The organism is Flavobacterium sp. LC2016-01, from assembly GCF_009711135.1.
GTDB lineage: Bacteria > Bacteroidota > Bacteroidia > Flavobacteriales > Flavobacteriaceae > Flavobacterium.
This window is the reverse complement of the sequence record NZ_WMIC01000005.1, coordinates 174,244-193,177: the sequence shown is the minus strand read 5'-3', so window position 1 is coordinate 193,177 and position 18,934 is coordinate 174,244. Positions and strand designations below refer to the sequence as shown.

17 protein-coding genes and 1 tRNA gene are annotated in these 18,934 nt (G+C 34.2%); 7 read left to right on the top strand and 11 right to left on the bottom strand.

Annotated elements, in window-relative coordinates; genetic code table 11:
- The first annotated feature begins 64 nt into the window (after positions 1-64).
- The 6 genes from GKZ88_RS12135 to GKZ88_RS12110 all read left to right on the top strand — a co-directional run bounded on the left by GKZ88_RS12135 (position 65) and on the right by GKZ88_RS12110 (position 5,669).
- The gene (locus GKZ88_RS12135) at positions 65-529 is read left to right on the top strand and encodes an Mpo1-like protein (RefSeq protein WP_155102637.1); all 465 of its coding nucleotides are present in this window, start codon (positions 65-67) and stop codon (positions 527-529) included.
- Between the two features lie 132 nt (positions 530-661).
- Entirely contained in the window at positions 662-1,408 is a 747-nt protein-coding gene (locus GKZ88_RS12130; RefSeq protein ID WP_155102636.1) for a DUF998 domain-containing protein, read from the top strand.
- 184 nt (positions 1,409-1,592) lie between these two features.
- Positions 1,593-3,434 carry a redoxin domain-containing protein gene (locus GKZ88_RS12125; RefSeq protein WP_155102635.1) on the top strand — a complete coding sequence of 614 codons (1,842 nt, stop codon included), beginning with the start codon at positions 1,593-1,595 and terminating at the stop codon, positions 3,432-3,434.
- Between the two features lie 114 nt (positions 3,435-3,548).
- On the top strand, positions 3,549-4,229 hold the full coding sequence (locus tag GKZ88_RS12120; RefSeq protein ID WP_155102634.1) for a metal-dependent hydrolase: 681 nt from the start codon (positions 3,549-3,551) through the stop codon (positions 4,227-4,229).
- 195 nt (positions 4,230-4,424) lie between these two features.
- Entirely contained in the window at positions 4,425-5,276 is an 852-nt protein-coding gene (locus GKZ88_RS12115) for an alpha/beta hydrolase (RefSeq protein ID WP_155102633.1), read from the top strand.
- Between the two features lie 201 nt (positions 5,277-5,477).
- Positions 5,478-5,669: a hypothetical protein gene (locus GKZ88_RS12110; protein ID WP_155102632.1), complete on the top strand. Its 192-nt coding sequence runs from the start codon at positions 5,478-5,480 to the stop codon at positions 5,667-5,669.
- Positions 5,670-5,725: 56 nt separating this feature from the next.
- Here GKZ88_RS12110 and GKZ88_RS12105 read toward each other — a convergent pair whose 3' ends face one another.
- Complete coding sequence (locus tag GKZ88_RS12105; RefSeq protein ID WP_230392516.1) at positions 5,726-5,926, bottom strand: YqaE/Pmp3 family membrane protein; 201 nt, start codon at positions 5,924-5,926, stop codon at positions 5,726-5,728.
- 438 nt (positions 5,927-6,364) lie between these two features.
- On the opposite strand from GKZ88_RS12105, the gene GKZ88_RS12100 reads away from it, so the two are divergent.
- On the top strand, positions 6,365-7,030 hold the full coding sequence (locus GKZ88_RS12100) for a hypothetical protein (RefSeq protein ID WP_155102631.1): 666 nt from the start codon (positions 6,365-6,367) through the stop codon (positions 7,028-7,030).
- Positions 7,031-7,247: 217 nt separating this feature from the next.
- On the opposite strand, the gene GKZ88_RS12095 is transcribed toward GKZ88_RS12100, so the two are convergent.
- The 10 genes from GKZ88_RS12095 to mraY form a co-directional block, all read right to left on the bottom strand.
- Positions 7,248-7,321, bottom strand: a tRNA-Arg gene (locus tag GKZ88_RS12095).
- A 74-nt stretch (positions 7,322-7,395) separates the two neighbouring features.
- A complete protein-coding gene (locus GKZ88_RS12090; RefSeq protein ID WP_155102630.1) occupies positions 7,396-7,845 on the bottom strand; it encodes a GatB/YqeY domain-containing protein in 450 nt (149 codons plus the stop codon).
- Positions 7,846-8,049: 204 nt separating this feature from the next.
- Positions 8,050-10,032: a cell division protein FtsZ gene (gene ftsZ, locus GKZ88_RS12085; protein WP_155102629.1), complete on the bottom strand. Its 1,983-nt coding sequence runs from the start codon at positions 10,030-10,032 to the stop codon at positions 8,050-8,052.
- A 97-nt stretch (positions 10,033-10,129) separates the two neighbouring features.
- Positions 10,130-11,548: a cell division protein FtsA gene (gene ftsA / locus GKZ88_RS12080; protein WP_155102628.1), complete on the bottom strand. Its 1,419-nt coding sequence runs from the start codon at positions 11,546-11,548 to the stop codon at positions 10,130-10,132.
- A 6-nt stretch (positions 11,549-11,554) separates the two neighbouring features.
- The gene (locus GKZ88_RS12075) at positions 11,555-12,277 is read right to left on the bottom strand and encodes a cell division protein FtsQ (protein ID WP_155102627.1); all 723 of its coding nucleotides are present in this window, start codon (positions 12,275-12,277) and stop codon (positions 11,555-11,557) included.
- Positions 12,264-13,613 (bottom strand): UDP-N-acetylmuramate--L-alanine ligase, encoded by a 1,350-nt coding sequence (gene murC / locus GKZ88_RS12070; protein WP_155102626.1) that lies wholly within the window; start codon positions 13,611-13,613, stop codon positions 12,264-12,266. Before murC ends, GKZ88_RS12075 begins: the two co-directional genes overlap by 14 nt.
- Before the next feature lie 194 nt (positions 13,614-13,807).
- Positions 13,808-14,896, bottom strand: a complete 1,089-nt coding sequence (gene murG / locus GKZ88_RS12065) for an undecaprenyldiphospho-muramoylpentapeptide beta-N-acetylglucosaminyltransferase (protein WP_155102625.1) — start codon at positions 14,894-14,896, stop codon at positions 13,808-13,810.
- Positions 14,897-14,912: 16 nt separating this feature from the next.
- Positions 14,913-16,223: an FtsW/RodA/SpoVE family cell cycle protein gene (locus tag GKZ88_RS12060; RefSeq protein WP_155102624.1), complete on the bottom strand. Its 1,311-nt coding sequence runs from the start codon at positions 16,221-16,223 to the stop codon at positions 14,913-14,915.
- Between the two features lie 77 nt (positions 16,224-16,300).
- Positions 16,301-17,632 (bottom strand): UDP-N-acetylmuramoyl-L-alanine--D-glutamate ligase, encoded by a 1,332-nt coding sequence (gene murD, locus GKZ88_RS12055; protein WP_155102623.1) that lies wholly within the window; start codon positions 17,630-17,632, stop codon positions 16,301-16,303.
- The gene (gene mraY, locus GKZ88_RS12050) at positions 17,633-18,865 is read right to left on the bottom strand and encodes a phospho-N-acetylmuramoyl-pentapeptide-transferase (RefSeq protein ID WP_155102622.1); all 1,233 of its coding nucleotides are present in this window, start codon (positions 18,863-18,865) and stop codon (positions 17,633-17,635) included.
- Positions 18,866-18,934 lie beyond the last annotated feature (69 nt).

Here is an 18,934-nt window from a genome sequence, read left to right as displayed (position 1 = left end):
AATACTGATCAGCAACCAAGCAAAATTTTCATTAGATTTATCATCTAACCTTAAACCACAAAAAATGAGAACATTAGATCAATGGTTTGCAGAATATGCAGTAAGTCACCAAAACCCAAAAAACAAAGCCATACATTACATTTGTGTACCGGCCATCTTCTTTTCAATCGTAGGATTATTAATGAGTATTCCGAGTGGTATTATCGCCAATACTTTAAAACTGAATGCCCCAATAATTGAAAATTGGGCTTTTGTTGTCCTGCTTTTTGTTTTAGTTTTTTACATTAGATTATCTATTGCAATGGCCATTAAAATTGCGATTTTTTCAGCAATTTGCTTGGTTGTAAATTATTATATCAGTCAGTTTGTACCGCTATGGATGTTCTCAATTGGCGTTTTTGTGATTGCGTGGATCGGTCAATTTTATGGTCATAATATTGAAGGCAAAAAACCCTCTTTCTTAAAAGATCTTCAGTTTTTATTGATTGGCCCGGCTTGGGTTGTAGAGAATTTATTTTCTAAAAAATAGGTTTTAATGGCACACGGATGACGCAGATTAAAGCGGATTTTTTTCTAATTTTTCTGTTTTACACATTAATTATCAAACACTTACAAAATAATCTTTTAACTTTATCTTCATAAAAACCAAAATGATTTGGCTATGAAGATAAATAACAAAGAAGTTAAAATTGAAAGCTTTGATATTTTTACTTACCGCAGAATTCGACGCGCGATTGGGTATTTAGGAATAAGTCTGCCGATTCTTTTGGTGGGTTTTTCTATGATTTCTTTTTTCCAGACTCAGATGCAGCCTTCTATCAGCGATTATTATTATACCAATCTGAGAGAAATTTTCACCGGAACTTTGTGTGCTGTCGGCTTATTTTTAATCAGATACAAAGGTCATGGAAATACTTCGATCTTGAAAAATGATAATTTATTGACCAATATTGCTGGAATCATGGCAATTGGCGTTGCCCTGATTCCAACAAATCCAGCTGATTTTTCTCAAAAAATATACACTTTTATTCCTTCGGCAAAAACTTGGCTTGGCTGGCTTCATTATGGTTTTGCTGGCGTCTTCTTTTTGATCTTGGCTTTGCTTGCTATCAACGTTTTTACGATTGGCCAGGCAGACGAAACCAGAACTCCCAAAAGCATTTTAAATGAAAATAACATTTATAGATTTTGCGGTTACACCATTTTGGTTTCCTTGATTCTAGTTCCCATTTCTGGAAAATTCAAACTGTTTGCTTATTCAACCTTGGTTTTTGAAACCATTGCCCTTTTTGCTTTCGGAATTGCGTGGCTCATTAAAGGACGTGCTTTGGGCGATCAGGGAAAAATTGGTCAAAAATTATATCAGGAAAATAATACTGTTGATACTGAAAAAATATTGGAAGAATGAACGGCATATCATTTGGATAATTAAAGTGTCGAACTTAGACTATTTATTAATTTCTAAACTAGAATATCTTCAATTAACAATTTTTACCAATATTTTCTTAATAAAAATACAAGGCGCTCTATACTATCTAATTTTATCTTTCGTTAACTATTTAAGAAATTACCTAACTAAAAACCAAAAACGAATGAAAAAAATCACCATTTTATTATTCTTTCTCCTTGTTAACAGTGCATTTTCTCAAGCCGGAAAAATCTATTTAAAAAACTCAAAATTTAAAGTGGGTGCTGAAAACACTTATGTTTACGAACCTCCAAAAGGTGTACCAATAGAAACTAATTCTAAGGCCAATATTCTGTATGCATTTGACACTGATTTTGGTGTCAATTTAAGTCCATTAAAAAAGAGCGGTAAAGCTTATGAATTTACTGCAAAGGTTCCTGATTCTGCAAGAACAATTCGAGTAGTCATAAGCGATTTACAAAAAATCGCCGATAACAATAATAAAAAAGGATATCTCGTATATCTTAAAACACAAAATGAATCTGAATTAGGTAAATCGCTGGCAAATGAAATTTTCACACGATATTATGGCAAAGCTTTGTTAAAACTAGATCTGGATGAAAAACCAGAAAATCTGATTTCGGAGTATGAAGTTTTATTCAAAAAATATCCGAATTTAAAAAATGACAACACTTATTTGAATTATCTGTACCGATTAGAAAATGTTAAAAAAACCCAAGTCAGAGATGAAACAATAGCTTTCGCCGAAAGATGTGTTAAGAAAAACACTGAAAGCAGTCTAGCTTCTGCCTATTATATATATGAAAAATATAGCATGAATGCGGAGTCAGAAAAAATCAAAAAGGAAATTTTGAGCAGATATCCTGATGGAGAGATGCAAAAAGCGACTTTTTTACACGACTTTATAGATCATCCTGATAAAAACGAAGCTTATGTTCTAGAATCAATAAATACTTTAAAAACACGATTTAAAGATAATTCGAACAGATCTTTGAACTTTTTTTATGGGAGTCTAGCCTATATATATTTAAAAAATAAAGATCTTGAAAAAACAAAATCAATTGAGTCTTATTTATATAGTCCATCAAGTACCTATAACGACGTTGCTTGGAAATTATCCGGAGAATCTTTAACCACTCCTGGAAAAGATCTTGAGTTTGCTGCAACAATTTCTAAAAGATCATTGGATCTTTTGGAGGAAAAGAAAAAAGAAAATTATTATCCGGAATATCAAAGCTTGTACAATATGTATGCAGACACCTATGCACATATACTTTACAAACAAGGCAAATACGAAGAAGCATTTAAGTATCAGGATGAACTGAAAAAAGCTGGTGGATTAGATGGTAACGGTAAGGAATGTTATTTGGCGATACTTGAAAAAGTAAAAGGCAAAAAAGAAGTTAAAGAATACATTGAGAATGAAATCAACAGCAATGCGGTTCTTCCTCCTGCTTTCATTTCTAAACTAAAAGAGATATATGTTGCACAAAACCTTCCGATTGACCAATATGAAAAATTGAAAGAAAAAGCAGATGAGGCAACTAAAGCGGCCAGAGCGAAAAATGTTGTTGATGCTTTTGGAAGTGCCACAGCAACTGATTTTACTTTAAAAAATTTAGACGGAAAAGAGGTCAAACTTTCAGATTATAAAGGTAAAGTTGTAGTACTCGATTTTTGGGCAACATGGTGCGGTCCCTGCAAAGCTTCTTTTCCTAAAATGCAGGACTTAGTCACAAAATACAAAGACAAGAATGTCACTTTTTTGTTTGTAAATACATGGGAAAATAAAAAAGAAGATGAAGTCTTAAAAAACGTTACAGATTATATTACGGAAAAAAAATACGATTTTAATGTCGTATTTGACTCGAAAGCAGAAGTTGTGAAAAATTACAAAATAGAAGCAATACCAACATCAATTCTTATAGGAAAAGATGGAAATATTTTATTTTCAGGCCATTCTAACGCAAACTTAGGAGATCTAATTGATGAACAGTTAAAATAGATTCTCTCCAAAATATTAAAGTTTCAAATGCGCAGTTAAAACAACTGCGCATTTTTATTGGTATCTTTATTGTACTCAAAATCAATAGATTATTAATTTAAAAAAGTATATCTTATGAAACTAACGTATTACGGGCATTCTTGTTTTTCGGTTTTGGCTAATGGAAAACATCTTCTCTTCGACCCTTTTATCACACCAAATGAATTAGCAAAAGACATTAATGTTGACGAAATAAAAGCCGATTATATTTTTATTTCGCACGCACATTATGATCATATACTCGATGTTGAAAGAATTGCAAAAAATACCGGAGCCAAAGTGCTGGGCAATTTTGAAATTTACAACTGGCTCTTAAAAAACGGAATCGAAAATGCACACCCAATTAATCCCGGCGGTAAATTTGATTTTGATTTTGGACGAGTAAAATGTGTTATTGCCCAGCATCCAAGCAGTTTTATGGACGGAAGTTATGGCGGAATTGCAACTGGTTTTGTTCTAACAACTGTTGATGGAAATTTTTACTACAGCGGTGATACAGCGCTCACTTTGGATATGAAATTGATTCCGAAATTCACCAAATTAGATTTTGCCGTTTTCCCAATTGGCGATGGCTTAACAATGGGAGTTGAAGAAGCGATTGAGGCTTCAAAACTTGTTGAAGTAACAAAAATATTAGGTGTTCACTATGATACTTTTGGTTTTATTATAATGGATCATCAAAAAGCAACTGACGCTTTTACAAATGCAAATCTTAATTTGTTTCTGCCTAAAATAGGAAGTACAATTGAAATATGATTTCTCTAAATACCGCTAAATTTCTTTTTTTTCTAACGAAATAAAATAAATAAATACCCCTCAAATCTTGTGAGTGCCGATTGCTGAAATAATTTACGAAAGGCATTAAAATTGTTTTCATTTTATTCATTATTAACCAAAACTCAAAGACAGAATTTTACTATTCTGCTGATGTTTGCAATAAATATATAGATTATGAATGCACACAAAACAACTGCTTATAATTCAGAAACAGAATTTGCTGATTTGCCAGGCAGAAAGATTGCTTATAGATCAATTGGCAGCGGAACTCCCCTTATTTTAATAAACCGATTTAGAGGAACAATTGACACTTGGGACCCGTTATTTCTGGATCTGCTTGCCGAGAAATACAGCGTAATTACCTTTGATTATACGGGAATTGGCTATTCAAGCGGAACTTTGCCGACAGATGTAAAAGAAGTTGCCAAAGACATAAAAGATCTGGCAGATTATTTAAAAATTGAGAAAGCCATTTTTATAGGCTGGTCCTACGGCGGACTGGTTACGCAAGCCGCAATGCACCAATATCCTGAACTAGTTACGCATACCGTATTATTAGGAACTGGGCCAATAGGAAAACGCGTTGTACCGCTTGAACAATCTTTTCTGGATCATGCTTTAAAACCTATAAATGACCTTAACGATGAAGTTGTACTCTTCTTCGAACCGGAATCTGAAGAAAGCAGAAAAGCGGCAAAAGCTTCTCATGACCGAATTTCCCAAAGGATTGATGTTTCTAAGATTCCGTCGACTATGGATGTTTTTCAATTGTATTTTGCAGGAGGAGAAAACGCGGCAGAGGACAAAGACAATTACAGAGACAAACTGAAAACCACAAAAACACCAATTTTAATCATTTCTGGAGATCATGACACTAGTTTTGCTGTTGAAAATTGGTATCCGCTTACACGACAATTACCTACTGCACAATTAATCTTATTGCCTCAAACAGGGCATGGACCACAGCACGAACATGTCGATCTGGTTGTAAATTATATTAATCTTTTTTTGGAGAGTACGAAGTAATTTTAGGAAGAATAAAATCAAGATAGGGCAAAAAAGATTCATTCTTCTTTGTCCTTTTTTTATAAAGCCATTTCTCTTTTCAATAGAGAAACATTAATCCATTTATTATAAAACATTCATTATATTAGTTAATCAGAATTATAAAGAAATTAGGGTTTCTCAACAGCAACTATTATTGACCCATCTATAAAACCTAAAAACATGGAAAATAAAAAACCAATATCATTTACTTTACTAGTTGTAGTAATCATTTTAGGCACAACATTATACAAACAATTCGATTTTGAAACGCTAAAATTTGAAAAACCGGCGCTTGCAATTCTTTACATAATTGTTTTTGCAGTATCACTTTACTTTTTGATAAAAAGACCAAAGAAAAGCTCTGAAAAATAAATAAGTTCTGAGAATTCTGTAACTACTCAAGACAAAAACTTTGACAGTATAGAAGTTTATCTAGCTTTCATAGCTTTTATCAATTTCTCATTACGTTTATCTGCTCTTGAATTTTGCAAAGAGATCACTGCCCAAATTGCTGCAGGAATCCAGCCAATTAAAGTGATCTGCAAAATTAAACAGATGATAGCCGTGAAAATTTTACCTCTTAGCAAAAAAGAAAGGGATGGAAAAAATATTGCAATTATTGTCATCATACTATTTATTTATTGTTTTTTTATTAATTCATAACTCCATCTTAATTGATCTTTCTGATTATCGAAGCTATCCATAAAAAATTTCAATTTAACAAAGTTTTCTCAAACCAATAAAAAAAGCCTGCAAAAATTTATATTTTGCAGGCTTTCGCTTTTTTATAGTGACCCCGGAGGGGTGCAGAAGTCGAACCATTTAATGCAAAATTTAAAGAATTTAAATGATGTGTAATTTTGCTATTTGAATTTAACGTCATTATTTAGAGTCTCATTCCCATTCATCAAAGTAGCAAGACTAACGGAATTTACACTTCTATTAGTCCGAAAAGTATTCAATAAACAAAAGGTCGTTTGATGATTTATGAAATAAAAATCCTATTTTTGAAAACAACTAAATACTGACATTTGTCAGACATATATATGAGTTACAAGCAACTATAAATGACACGACACTGTTTAATATTAATATTTACCTTTTCACTTTTGACTTCCATTTACGGACAGACAAAAAAGATTTCGTGTGACTGTCCAAAATCAAGATATGCAGGAACGAAAGCAGAAGATACATTTAATCTTTCCAACGGTCAGACTGTTGTTTTAAGTGGCTATAAAGATTCAGACAGTAAACCGACAACTTATTCGGGATTTATTCTTTCTGTATGTGGACAAAACAAAATTATTGACTTTTGGAGTGAAGTAATGACCTACAGACTGAAAGTTAATAAAGACACATTGTTTATTGACGAAATTCAAAACTTACCAACAGGAAAGAATTTTAAATATCAAGAAACAGTTTGGACAACAGAGAAAATATATTTCAGCGGACAAAAGGTCGTTAGAAAACTTGTAGTCAATAGACAAATCAGAAAATATAACCAAAACGAAATTCAAACAGTTTTAAAATCATACAAAATTGCAAAACCTGAACTTGATGGCATTAGTATGGAAATAGCAAACAAGCTATTTATTGCTTCAATTTCAGGCAACAAAAAGGCCTTACAATATTTTAAAGAATTTGAAACTAAATTTGGAACGCTTGACGGTGCGTTTGCGGAAGAATATAAAGATTTGACTTCAATGCTTGTATTGTGGGACAAAAAAGAATAGCAGTTTGTAAAAGCTACTACAACGGATTTGGGAGATAGGCTTAATGGAAAGTTAGCTTTGTATTTGGTATGATTTGGCAAATCCGAATCCATGATGGGGTTCGAATCAAAATCTCCTTTAAACATAGGTATTTTCAAAACTAGAAGAAAATCTTAAAAATTTTCGAACCATAAAAAAGCCTGAGAATCTAGATCCTCAGGCTTTTCCTTTTTTAAAGTGACCCCGGAGGGGTTCGAACCCCCAACCCTCAGAGCCGAAATCTGATATTCTATCCAGTTGAACTACGAGGTCAAAAATATTAAAATTCAATTTTTAAATTCCAAATTCCAAGTCGTATTGGAATTTGGAATTTCTGATATTGGAATTTAAACTAAAAGTTTCTTTACAATAGCTGAAATGGTTTTTCCTTCAGCAGTTCCGCCTAATTGAGCAGATGCTAATCCCATAACTTTACCCATTGAAGCAATTCCTGAAGCTCCTGTTTCTGCAATGATTTTTGCAACTACAGCTTCTACTTCTTCTTCGCTTAATTGAGCTGGTAAAAACTTCTCGATTACCGCTACCTGAGCCAATTCCGGTTCAGCTAAATCAGGACGATTTTGTTCTGTAAAAATTCTTGCGCTTTCTTTACGTGTTTTTACTAATCGCTGCAATAATTTAATTTCATCATCTTCTGACAATTCTTCTTTAGATCCTGAAGCTGTTGAAGCTAATAATAATTCAGATTTAATTGCTCTTAAAGATTCTAACGCTACAGTATCTTTTGCTTTCATGGCAGTTTTAATCTCTTCCATGATTTGTGTTTGTAAACTCATCTTTTATTTTTTATTTGAATAAGCTAGATGCTTATAAATTGATATTTGCATTGAAAGTGTTCTGGACTTCGCCCGAACTAACAATAAAATTAACTCCAAAAGTCAGTTAAAGAAGTCAAATTTATAATTTCAGTGCGAAGATAAAAAAAATAACCCGAAAATTAAATCCAATTTTCGGGCTATCCTAATATTATGATTTTAAAATTAATCTACGTTGTCGTGCAAAAATGAATTATTTGAACGCAATTGCAAATCATTATTACTGTCTGTTCCAACTGAAATTCTTGAATTGGTATTGTTTGACTGAGAATTCGACAAATCGATTCCTAATCTTTTGTAAGCCGGTTCTTTTTCCAGCTCATCAATTCTCGAAACATTATTATGGAATTTGTAATTAAATTCTTTTAGTTTCTTTCTTCTTTCTTCAGCTCTTAAACGCAATGTTTCTTCAATTGTCAATTCCATTGGAGAAACTTCTGCAGTAGTTGAAAGATCAGGCTGTCTTGCAAAATCAACTCTTGGTTTTAACGTAATGTTTAATTCTTCAGGAACAACATCTTCAACCACTTTTTCAACTGGTTTTGAAGCCATTAAATCGTTTTCAACTTCCATATATTCTTCTAACGAATATTTGATAATTCCATTATCAGAAAGTTCTGTTACTGGAACAAATGAAACCGGATCGTTTACTTTAATATTGCGTGTTTCGTTTGTTAACTCAAACATGATTTTAGTTTCCTGCTCAGCAATTGGCTCTTTTTTAACCTCTGGCTCTGATCTGAAAAGCGGCAAATCAAATGAAAAAGTAGTTTGTTCTTCTTTCTCAAAAGTTCTTTGCTGTACCGGTTTTACTTCTTGAAAAGCCTGCACTTCTGGAGTTGAAATTTTAAAATCGATATCTGTTATTGGAGAAACGATTTCAAAAGTCACATCAAGGTTTTTAATAAACTCAGACATCACTACCAACTCTTCTTGATTGATTGTTGGAGGTGTTACAGGAGCAACCGGAGTTTGAGCTACGGGAGCAACCGTATCTTCCATTAATTCAAAAACAACTTTATCCTCAGATTTTGCAGTAGGTGTTTCAGCATTTAAATCAAAAGAAGTAAGTGGTTTATTCGTTAAATTGTGAACACTTCTTTGCTCATCTTCTAACGTATGAATAATTTTCTTTGGCTCCGTATTAACGATTTCGTTTTGTTGTTCAACATCAAAACCAGTAGCAATAATAGTCACTGCAATAGCCTCACCAAGAGTTTCGTCTTCACCAACTCCCATGATAATATTTGCGTTGTAACCTGCTTCTGCCTGAATGTGATCGTTGATTTCTCCGATTTCGTCAAGTGTTATTTCATTAGATCCAGAAACGATAAGCAACAATACGTTTTTGGCACCTGTAATTTTATTGTCATTCAACAACGGAGAATCCAATGCAGAAACAATCGCATCTTTAGCTCTGTTTTCTCCTTCTGACACCGCAGACCCCATAATAGCTGTTCCGCTGTTTGCTAAAACTGTTTTAGCATCGCGTAAATCGATATTTTGAGTATAGTGGTGCGTAATTACTTCAGCAATACCTCTAGAGGCAGTTGCCAAAACTTCATCTGCTTTAGAGAATCCGGCTTTGAAACCCAAATTTCCGTAAACTTCTCTTAATTTATTATTATTAATTACGATTAACGAGTCAACTTGTTTACGTAATTTTTCGATTCCTAAAAGTGCTTGTTCCTGACGTACTTTCCCTTCAAACTGAAACGGAATCGTCACGATACCTACTGTTAAAATTTCTCTTTCTTTTGCTAATTGCGCGATAACCGGAGCAGCACCTGTACCAGTACCACCACCCATACCAGCGGTAATAAATACCATCTTAGTACCACGGTCTAACATTTTTTCAATATCGGCAATACTTTCAATAGCAGACTGCTGACCTACGTCAGGGTTTGCTCCTGCTCCAAGACCTTCTGTCAAATTCATACCTAACTGAATTTTGTTAGGAACCGAACTGTTCTGCAATGCTTGTGAATCGGTATTACAAACGATGAAATCAACGCCTTTAATACCTTGTTTAAACATATGGTTGATAGCATTACTGCCTCCTCCGCCTACACCTATTACTTTTATTACATTTGATTGGTTTTTTGGTAGATCAAATGAAATGCTTCCAAATTCTGAGTTGCTCATCATCTTTTTGGTTTTTTAATTCTTATTTAGTACATTTTTTACTTCGTGACTTGGGGCCAGAAAGTAATCCTTCTCTTTATTATCTCTATTCGGCTTATATTTATTCAGCGTTGTCTAAAAAATCTTTGATTTTATCGACGTATCTGTCAAAAAATGATCTCCTAATTTTGGTTTCTGTAGATTCTGCTTCTACTTTGTTTGTTCTTGTTTCTCTTATTTCTCTAGGTTCTTCAATAGTTTCTACTCTTTCAACGTAGTTTTCTTCAACTTCGTATCGCTGCTGAACTGGCTGCGGTGCGTTTCTGTAAACTACTTTTGGCTGCTCATTTACAATTTCCATTCTCACAGCACTCTGAGTACTGTTTTCGATACTGTTCATTACTAAACCTACAGCTGTTGCAAACAATGGGCTCGAAATTTCTTCGCTTGAATTTCCAGCTAAATGCTCATTTGGATATCCAATTCTGGTATCCATACCAGTAATATATTCAACTAATTGTTTAATATGTTTTAGCTGTGCACCACCACCTGTAAGAACAATTCCTGCAATTAATTTTTTGCGAGGATCTTCGTGTCCATAAGCCTTAATTTCGGCAAAAACCTGCTCAATAATTTCCACTACACGTGCATGGATGATTTTTGATAAATTTTTAAGCGAAATTTCTTTTGGCTCTCTTCCTCTTAAACCAGGAATAGAAACAATTTCGTTGTCTTTATTTTCTCCCGGCCAAGCTGATCCGAATTTTATTTTTAAAAGCTCTGCTTGTTTTTCAATTATCGAACAGCCTTCTTTGATATCATCTGTAATTACATTTCCACCAAAAGGAATAACTGCTGTATGGCGAATAATTCCGTCTTTAAAAATGGCCAAATCTGTTGTTCCACCTCCGATATCGATAAGCGCAACTCCAGCTTCTTTTTCTTCCTGACTTAAAACTGCATCTGCCGAAGCCAATGGTTCCAAAGTCAATCCTGAAAGTTCAATTCCAGAACTCTGAATACATCTTCCAACGTTTCTGATTGAAGATGCCTGTCCCACTACAACGTGAAAACTAGATTCTAATCTTCCGCCATACATTCCGATTGGCTCTTTAATTTCAGATTGTCCGTCAATTTTAAATTCCTGCGGTAAAACGTGAATAATTTCTTCACCCGGCAACATGGCCAATTTATTTACCTGATCAATTAAAAGCTGAATATCTTTTTCGCCAATAACCTCTTCCGGATTATTACGGCTTATGTAATCTGTATGCTGTATACTTCTGATGTGTTGTCCTGCGATACCCACGACAACATCTTTTATTTTATAACCTGAATTGTTTTCTGCTTCAAGTATTGCTTGCTGAATTGACTGAATAGTTTGCGTAATGTTATTTACAACTCCTCTCGCAACACCCAGACTTTTGGATTTCCCAATACCCAAAATTTCTAATTTGCCATACTCATTTTTCTTGCCTATCATGGCAACTATCTTTGTCGTTCCAATATCTAGACCTACTGCAATGTTATCTTTTTCCATTTTCTATTATTTTGTGCAAACTACTTGTTCCGTAAACCTAAGGTCAATCTTGCTGTATTTATATAACGAACTATCTAAAACTGCTTTTTGAAAAAACGCTTTATAGTTTCTAAATTTTTTATCAACATTCATCGTTCTGCCAAAATCTATGAAGTAATCATAGTTTCGATTAAACATTTTTAGGCTGCCATTAGGCATAATTTGTATTGCAATGATGTTTTTTTTCAAAAACGCATCGTCATAAATTGTGCGAAATAAAGCAGCTAAATCTTCGTTATTTTTTTCATTTATCGCCCCCGAAACAAGAGGAACTCGCGCCGTAAAATTGTCCGACAAAGGCATTTTATTTCCCTCGTAGTCAATATAAAAAGATCGATCACCATTATAAACTCGCGCTATTGGTGTCTTCTGTTTTACTACCGCTTTTAGAACTCCATCGATACTTACAAAAACGTCTGACTTTTCAATCATGTCTTGCGTATCAAGGGTTTTTTCTATCTTATTCAAATCTAGTTCATCTTTTCTAATACTGGAAGCGTCTCTTTTATTTTCTATCAACAATTTATTAACCGTTTCTGCCTTTACAAAAAGAGCATTTTCTCCTACAAAAACGACCATAGATTTCTTCAATTTTCTATCTCCATTTCGATGCTGCGCGAAAGAATATAAAAAAATTACAAGCCCTAAAATGAGTACTAATCGAATATTTGTCCAATTAAATATTTTCATTCAGCATTTTTTTGATTGACGGAACCATTTCTCCAATATCTCCAGCTCCAATTGTCACAATTATTGGCGCATCACTGGCTTTGATTTGCGCTAATAAATCATTTTTTGCAACAATTTTTTTGTTCGAATTTGTCATTTTTCCCAACAGCCATTCTGATGTAACTCCTTCCATAGGAAGCTCTCTGGCTGGGTAAATATCCATTAAAAACACTTCATCAAACTGCGAAAGGCTTTCTGCAAATCCATCCACAAAATCTTTTGTTCGGCTGAACAAATGAGGCTGAAAAATAGCCAGTACTTTTTGTCCTGGATACAACTCTCTAACTGCTTGATGAACAGCATTTATTTCTGTCGGATGATGTGCATAATCATCTATATAAACCAACTTATCTGATTTAATCTGATAAGAAAAACGTCTTCTGATCCCTCTGAATGAAGCAATGGCTTTTGCAATAGACTCGGTCGGGGTGCCGAAAGTTTTTGCCATCGCAATAGCCATCAATCCATTCATTAAATTGTGTTTTCCAGGCAATCCAAAACGAAGATCTTTCATGATTTCTGACGGCGTCTGCACATCAAAAACATAACTTCCGTCTTCAATTCGAACATTATAAGCCTTATATACAGCATCTTCATTTATAGCGCATTGAACTCCTTCTAAAGGCAATTCTTTGGTTATAAAAAGATTGTTTTTGTCTTCTACTTTTGAAGCAAATTCAACAAACGAAGCTTCAATTGCATCACTTGTTCCGTAAATATCCAAATGGTCTGCATCCATAGAAGTGATACAGGCAATGTTTGGATGCAAATGCAAAAATGAACGATCAAATTCATCTGCTTCTACAACTGTAACGGTTTTGCCGGTTCCAATTAAATTGGAATTATAGTTTTCTACAATTCCGCCCACAAATGCCGTAACATCAGCACCACTTTCATATAAAATATGACCTAAAATACTTGACGTCGTTGTTTTGCCGTGTGTTCCAGCAACTGCGAAACTAAAAGTGTCTTTGGTGATAATCCCTAAAACCTCGGCACGCTTTTTAATTTCGTAGTTTCTTTCTATAAAATAATTCCATTCTGAATGTGATTTTGGAACAGCTGGCGTAAAAATCACCAGCGTATTCTCAACATGATAATCAGTCGGAATCAAATTGATATTATCTTCAAAATGAATATCAATACCACTTTCAATTAATTCACTTGTCAGCATTGACGGCGTTTTATCGTAACCTGAAACCTGTTTCCCGATATATTTAAAATAGCGGGCCAAGGCACTCATTCCGATTCCTCCGATGCCGATAAAATAAACGTTTTGTATTTGATTTAAATTCATTTTAATTAAAATTGATTAGTGAATGACTCAACGATTAAATACAATCCTAAAATAATTGATCCAAACCCTCCTATATAGCCTTTCAAATCGTTATAATCCTTTTTTCTTTTTCTTTTGTAAAAAACATAACAAACAATTACAATACCTATCAAAATAAAAATTATACCTCGATAAAAATCATTGTCATCCATGCTTTACTTAATTAACTTCACAATTTCTGCTACAATATCTTGTGTAGCTTTTGGCATTGCCAGTTTTTTTATGTTTGAGCTTAATTGCTTTTGCTTTCCCTCATCTTTCAGAAGCGCTTCAAAAACAATACTAAATTCATTTTCTAATTCTGATTCTTTCAATAAAATAGCTCCTTTAGCATCAACAATTGCCTGCGCATTTTTAGTTTGATGATCTTCAGCAACATTTGGTGACGGAATAAAAATCACTGGTTTCCCCACAATACATAATTCCGAAACTGATGACGCTCCTGCTCTTGAAATAATCACATCTGCAGCTGCATAAACAAAATCCATTCTTTCAATAAAATCAACCACTTTTACATTTGGCTGATTGTATTTTTTATAATCTTCAAAATATAATTTTCCGCATTGCCAGATTACCTGAACATCCTGCGAAAGAAAATTTTGCAATTCCTTTTCAATTAACTGATTGATTCTTCTGGCACCTAAACTTCCGCCTAAAACCAAAAGAGTCTTTTTATTAGGATCCAAATTGTAAAAAGCTATTGCTTCATCACGTTTACTTTCAATATCAATTAAATCCTGACGAACTGGATTTCCTGTCAACACAATTTTCTCTTTTGGAAAAAAGCGTTCTAAATTTTGATAAGCAACACAAATTGCATTTGCCTTTTTGCTCAATAATTTATTTGTTATACCCGGAAAAGAATTCTGTTCCTGAATAACAGTTGGAATTCCCGCTCCGCCTGCGGCCTGTAATAATGGTCCGCTGGCAAAACCTCCAGTTCCAATTACAACATTTGGTTTGAACTTTTTAATAATTCGTCTTGACTCCAACAAACTGCTTGCGAGCTTGAGAGGAAACATCATATTCTGTAAAGTCAATTTTCGCTGTAAACCTGCGATCCAAAGTCCTTTTATCTCATAACCTGCCTGAGGCACTTTTTGCATTTCCATTTTATCTTTGGCACCTACAAAAAGAAATTCAGCATCAGGAAATTGTAATTTTAATTCATTTGCAATAGCAATTGCAGGATAAATATGCCCTCCTGTTCCTCCTCCGCTTAGTATGAATTTATACTTTGACATAACTATTCTGTCCCTTTTATTTATTTAAAACTGCATTCATCGGATTTCTAGAATTGTCTTCGATTGAATACATTGCCTCTTCTTCGTAAACTTCATCAGCCGGCAAATCTTCTTCGGCTAATTCTTTATCAATTAATCTTTGAAGCGCTTCTTTTCGTCTCTCTTTCTCTATTTTTTCTTCAGCAATTTCTTCTTCTTTTTTAGTCACGCTGATGATAATTCCAAGTCCTAAACAAGTCATCCAGATTGAACTTCCCCCAGAACTTATCAGTGGAAGCGTCTGCCCGGTTACCGGCAATAATTCAACAGCAACTGCCATATTAATCATCGCCTGAAATATCATTGGAAATCCGAGTCCGACGACGACTAATTTCCCGAATAATGTATTGGCTTTATGTGAAGCGATAACAAATCGGAATAAAAGCAATAAATACAAAATCAAAATTGCTACACCGCCTACCAAACCATATTCTTCGACTACAATGGCATAAATAAAATCGGAAGAAGATTGCGGTAAAAAGTTTTTCTGAACACTTTTTCCTGGCCCAAGTCCTCCAAGTCTACCTGATGCGATTGCAATTTTTGCTTTTTCAATCTGATAATCATCTTCATCAGGTTTATCAGTGGTAAAATTCATAATACGACTTTCCCAAGTTGAAACCCTGCTGAAAAATCGTGAATCCGGAAAAGCTTTCGCAACCAAAAGGAAGAACGTCAGCATAACAATTCCTGAACCTATAATAATTCCAATATATTTTAATGGATATTTGCCAATGAACGTCAGCATTAAAACCATTGCAAAAATTAATGCAGTAGTCGAGAAATTCGCAGGCAGAATAAGCGCCAATGTAATAAATACCGGAATCCAAAGCTGTACAAATGACACTTGAAAAGGTTCATTTTCTTCTTTGGTTTTTGACAAATAACGCGCCACAAATATGAACAAAACAATCGAAGCCAAAGTCGAAGTCTGAAATGTAATCCCGATAAACGGCACCTGAATCCAACGGCTTGCATTTGCTCCAGCGATAACAGTTCCTTTCAGCAATGTATAAAGCAGTAAGAACCAAACTATTGGCAAAGCAATTTTTGAAATCGCTCTGAAATAATGATACGGCACTTTATGCACCCAATAAATAATCAAAAATCCGATACAAATATGAGCCAAATGTTTTACCAAATACCCAAGAGTATTCCCGGTTCCATGACCTATGTATGCCAGATTACTACTTGCACTAAAAACAGGCATAAACGAAAACAGCGCTAATAAAGCCACGAATGACCATATTACTCTATCTCCTTTTAGTTTATTTACCAGTTCTTTCATTTTAATTTTGTTTCAGGTTTTCTTTGTTTTAAGTTTCAAATTTCTCCTAACGTGAAACTTGAAACTTGAAACCATTTTTAAAGATTGTGTACTGCTTGCTTAAACTGCTTTCCTCTATCTTCGTAGTTTTCGAACAAATCGAAACTTGCGCAAGCTGGAGACAATAAAACGGCATCACCTTTTTCTGTTAATCTTTGAGCAGTTTTTACTGCATCGTTCATGTTATTAACTTCAACCATAATATCAACAACGTTTCCAAAAGCATCGATGATTTTGCGATTATCGATTCCTAAACAGATAATTGCTTTTACTTTTTCACGAACTAACGACATCAATTCGTTGTAATCATTTCCTTTATCAACACCACCTACGATCCAAACAGTTGGAACATTCATACTGTCTAAAGCAAAGAATGTAGCGTTTACATTTGTTGCTTTTGAATCATTGATATATTGTACGTTTTGTATTTTTAATACTTTCTCTAAACGGTGTTCAACACCTTGAAAATTAGATAAACTTTCGCGAATTGTTGCATTTCTAATTTGCATCAATTTCGCTACAGAGCTTGCTGCCATTGCGTTTTTCATATTATGTTTTCCTTCTAACGCAATGTGTTCCGTGTCCATTGTAAACTCTTCTTGGTTGATCTTTATTTCCATTTTGTTGTTATTTATAGAAGCCCCTTCTTTAAAACTCTTAGTTAGCGAGAAAGGAATTAATTTTGCTTTTGTTGTATTGTTTTTTAACCATTCTGCACTCGCTTCATCGTCGGCGTCATAAATCAAGTAATCACTTTCTGTCTGATTCATTGTTATCCTGAACTTCGAATCGATATAATTTTGATATTTATATTCGTAACGATCCAAATGATCCGGACTGATATTTGTAATTATAGCAATATCTGGCCTGTAATCTATAATTCCGTCTAACTGAAAACTGCTTAATTCAAGAACATATGCATCAAACTTATTTTCGGCCACCTGCCAAGCAAAGCTTTTTCCAATATTACCTCCCAATCCAACATTTAAACCAGCCGATTTAAGCAAATGATAGGTCAGCATTGTTGTGGTAGTTTTACCGTTGCTTCCCGTAATTCCAATTGTCAATGCTTCAGTAAAAGGTTTTGCAAATTCAATTTCCGAAATCACCTTTACTCCAGCCGCAATCAGTTTCTTAACAATCGGAGATTTTTCAGGAATACCAGGGCTTTTCATCACCACATCGGCATTCAAAATAAGATCTTCAGTATGCTGTTCTTCTTCCCAGGCAATTTTATTAATGATAAGAACTTCTTTGTAACTCTCTTTAATCTTTCCAAAATCAGATACAAAAACCTCGTATCCTTTTTTCTTTCCAAGGATAGCAGTACCTACACCACTTTCTCCTCCTCCTAGAACCACCAGTCTCATCTATCTTAATTTTAAAGTAACGATTGACAATATGGCTAACATGATGGCAACAATCCAGAATCTGGTCACAATTTTACTTTCATGATATCCTTTTTTCTGGTAGTGATGGTGTAACGGAGACATCAAGAAAATTCTTCGCCCTTCACCGTATCTCTTTTTAGTGAATTTGAAATAACTCACCTGAAGCACCACTGAAAAATTCTCTACTAAAAAGATTCCACATAATAACGGAATCAATAATTCTTTACGAACGGCAATTGCCAGAACTGCAATGATTCCTCCAATTGTCAAACTTCCTGTATCTCCCATAAAAACAGATGCCGGGTAAGAATTGTACCAAAGAAATCCGATCAAAGCACCAACAAAAGCAGATATAAAAACGGTCATTTCTCCCGAATTCGGGATGTACATAATATTCAGATAATTAGAAAATATAATATTTCCCGAAACGAATGTAAATATTCCGAGCGCGAGGACCGATACCGCGGAGGTTCCGGCAGCGAGGCCATCAATTCCATCAGTTAAATTAGCGCCGTTAGAAACCGCTGTGATAATAAAAATTACAACTGGGATAAAAATTAACCAAGCCCATTTTTCATATCCATCGCCTGTCCAAGCCAATAATTCGGCATAATCAAATTCATTATTTTTTACAAAAGGAATAGTCGTTGCTGTTGATTTCTCTTCAACTGGAGCTGGCAAAACTACTGTTGTATTTGCCGATGCTTTAAAAGCATCCGTTTTTCCAGTATCCGTTCTAACCGTAACCGCAGGATTAAAATAAAGTACAGTTCCAACAATAAGTCCTAAACCAACTTGACCAATAACTTTAAAAATTCCTTTAAGCCCTTCTTTATCTTTTTTGAATATTTTAATATAATCATCAATAAAACCAATTGTTCCCATCCAAAGTGTGGTCACAATAAGCAATACGATGTAAATATTATGCAAACGAGCAAATAACAAAACAGGCACAAGCGTTGCAAAAATGATAATCAGTCCACCCATTGTCGGTGTTCCTGCTTTTTCATTTTGACCTTGAAGACCAAGCTCACGAACAGTTTCACCAACTTGCTGATTGCGCAAAAAGTTAATGATTCGCTTTCCGTAAATCGTTGACAAAAGCAACGAAAGCATTAATGCTAAAGCTGATCTAAAAGTGATGTACTGAAAAACTCCTGTTCCCGGTACATCTAATGTTTTGTCTAAATATTCAAATAAATAGTATAGCATATTTTTCTATTTTTTAAATTCCAATTTCGAATTAAATTCCAATTTTTAAATCCCAAATTCCAACATTAA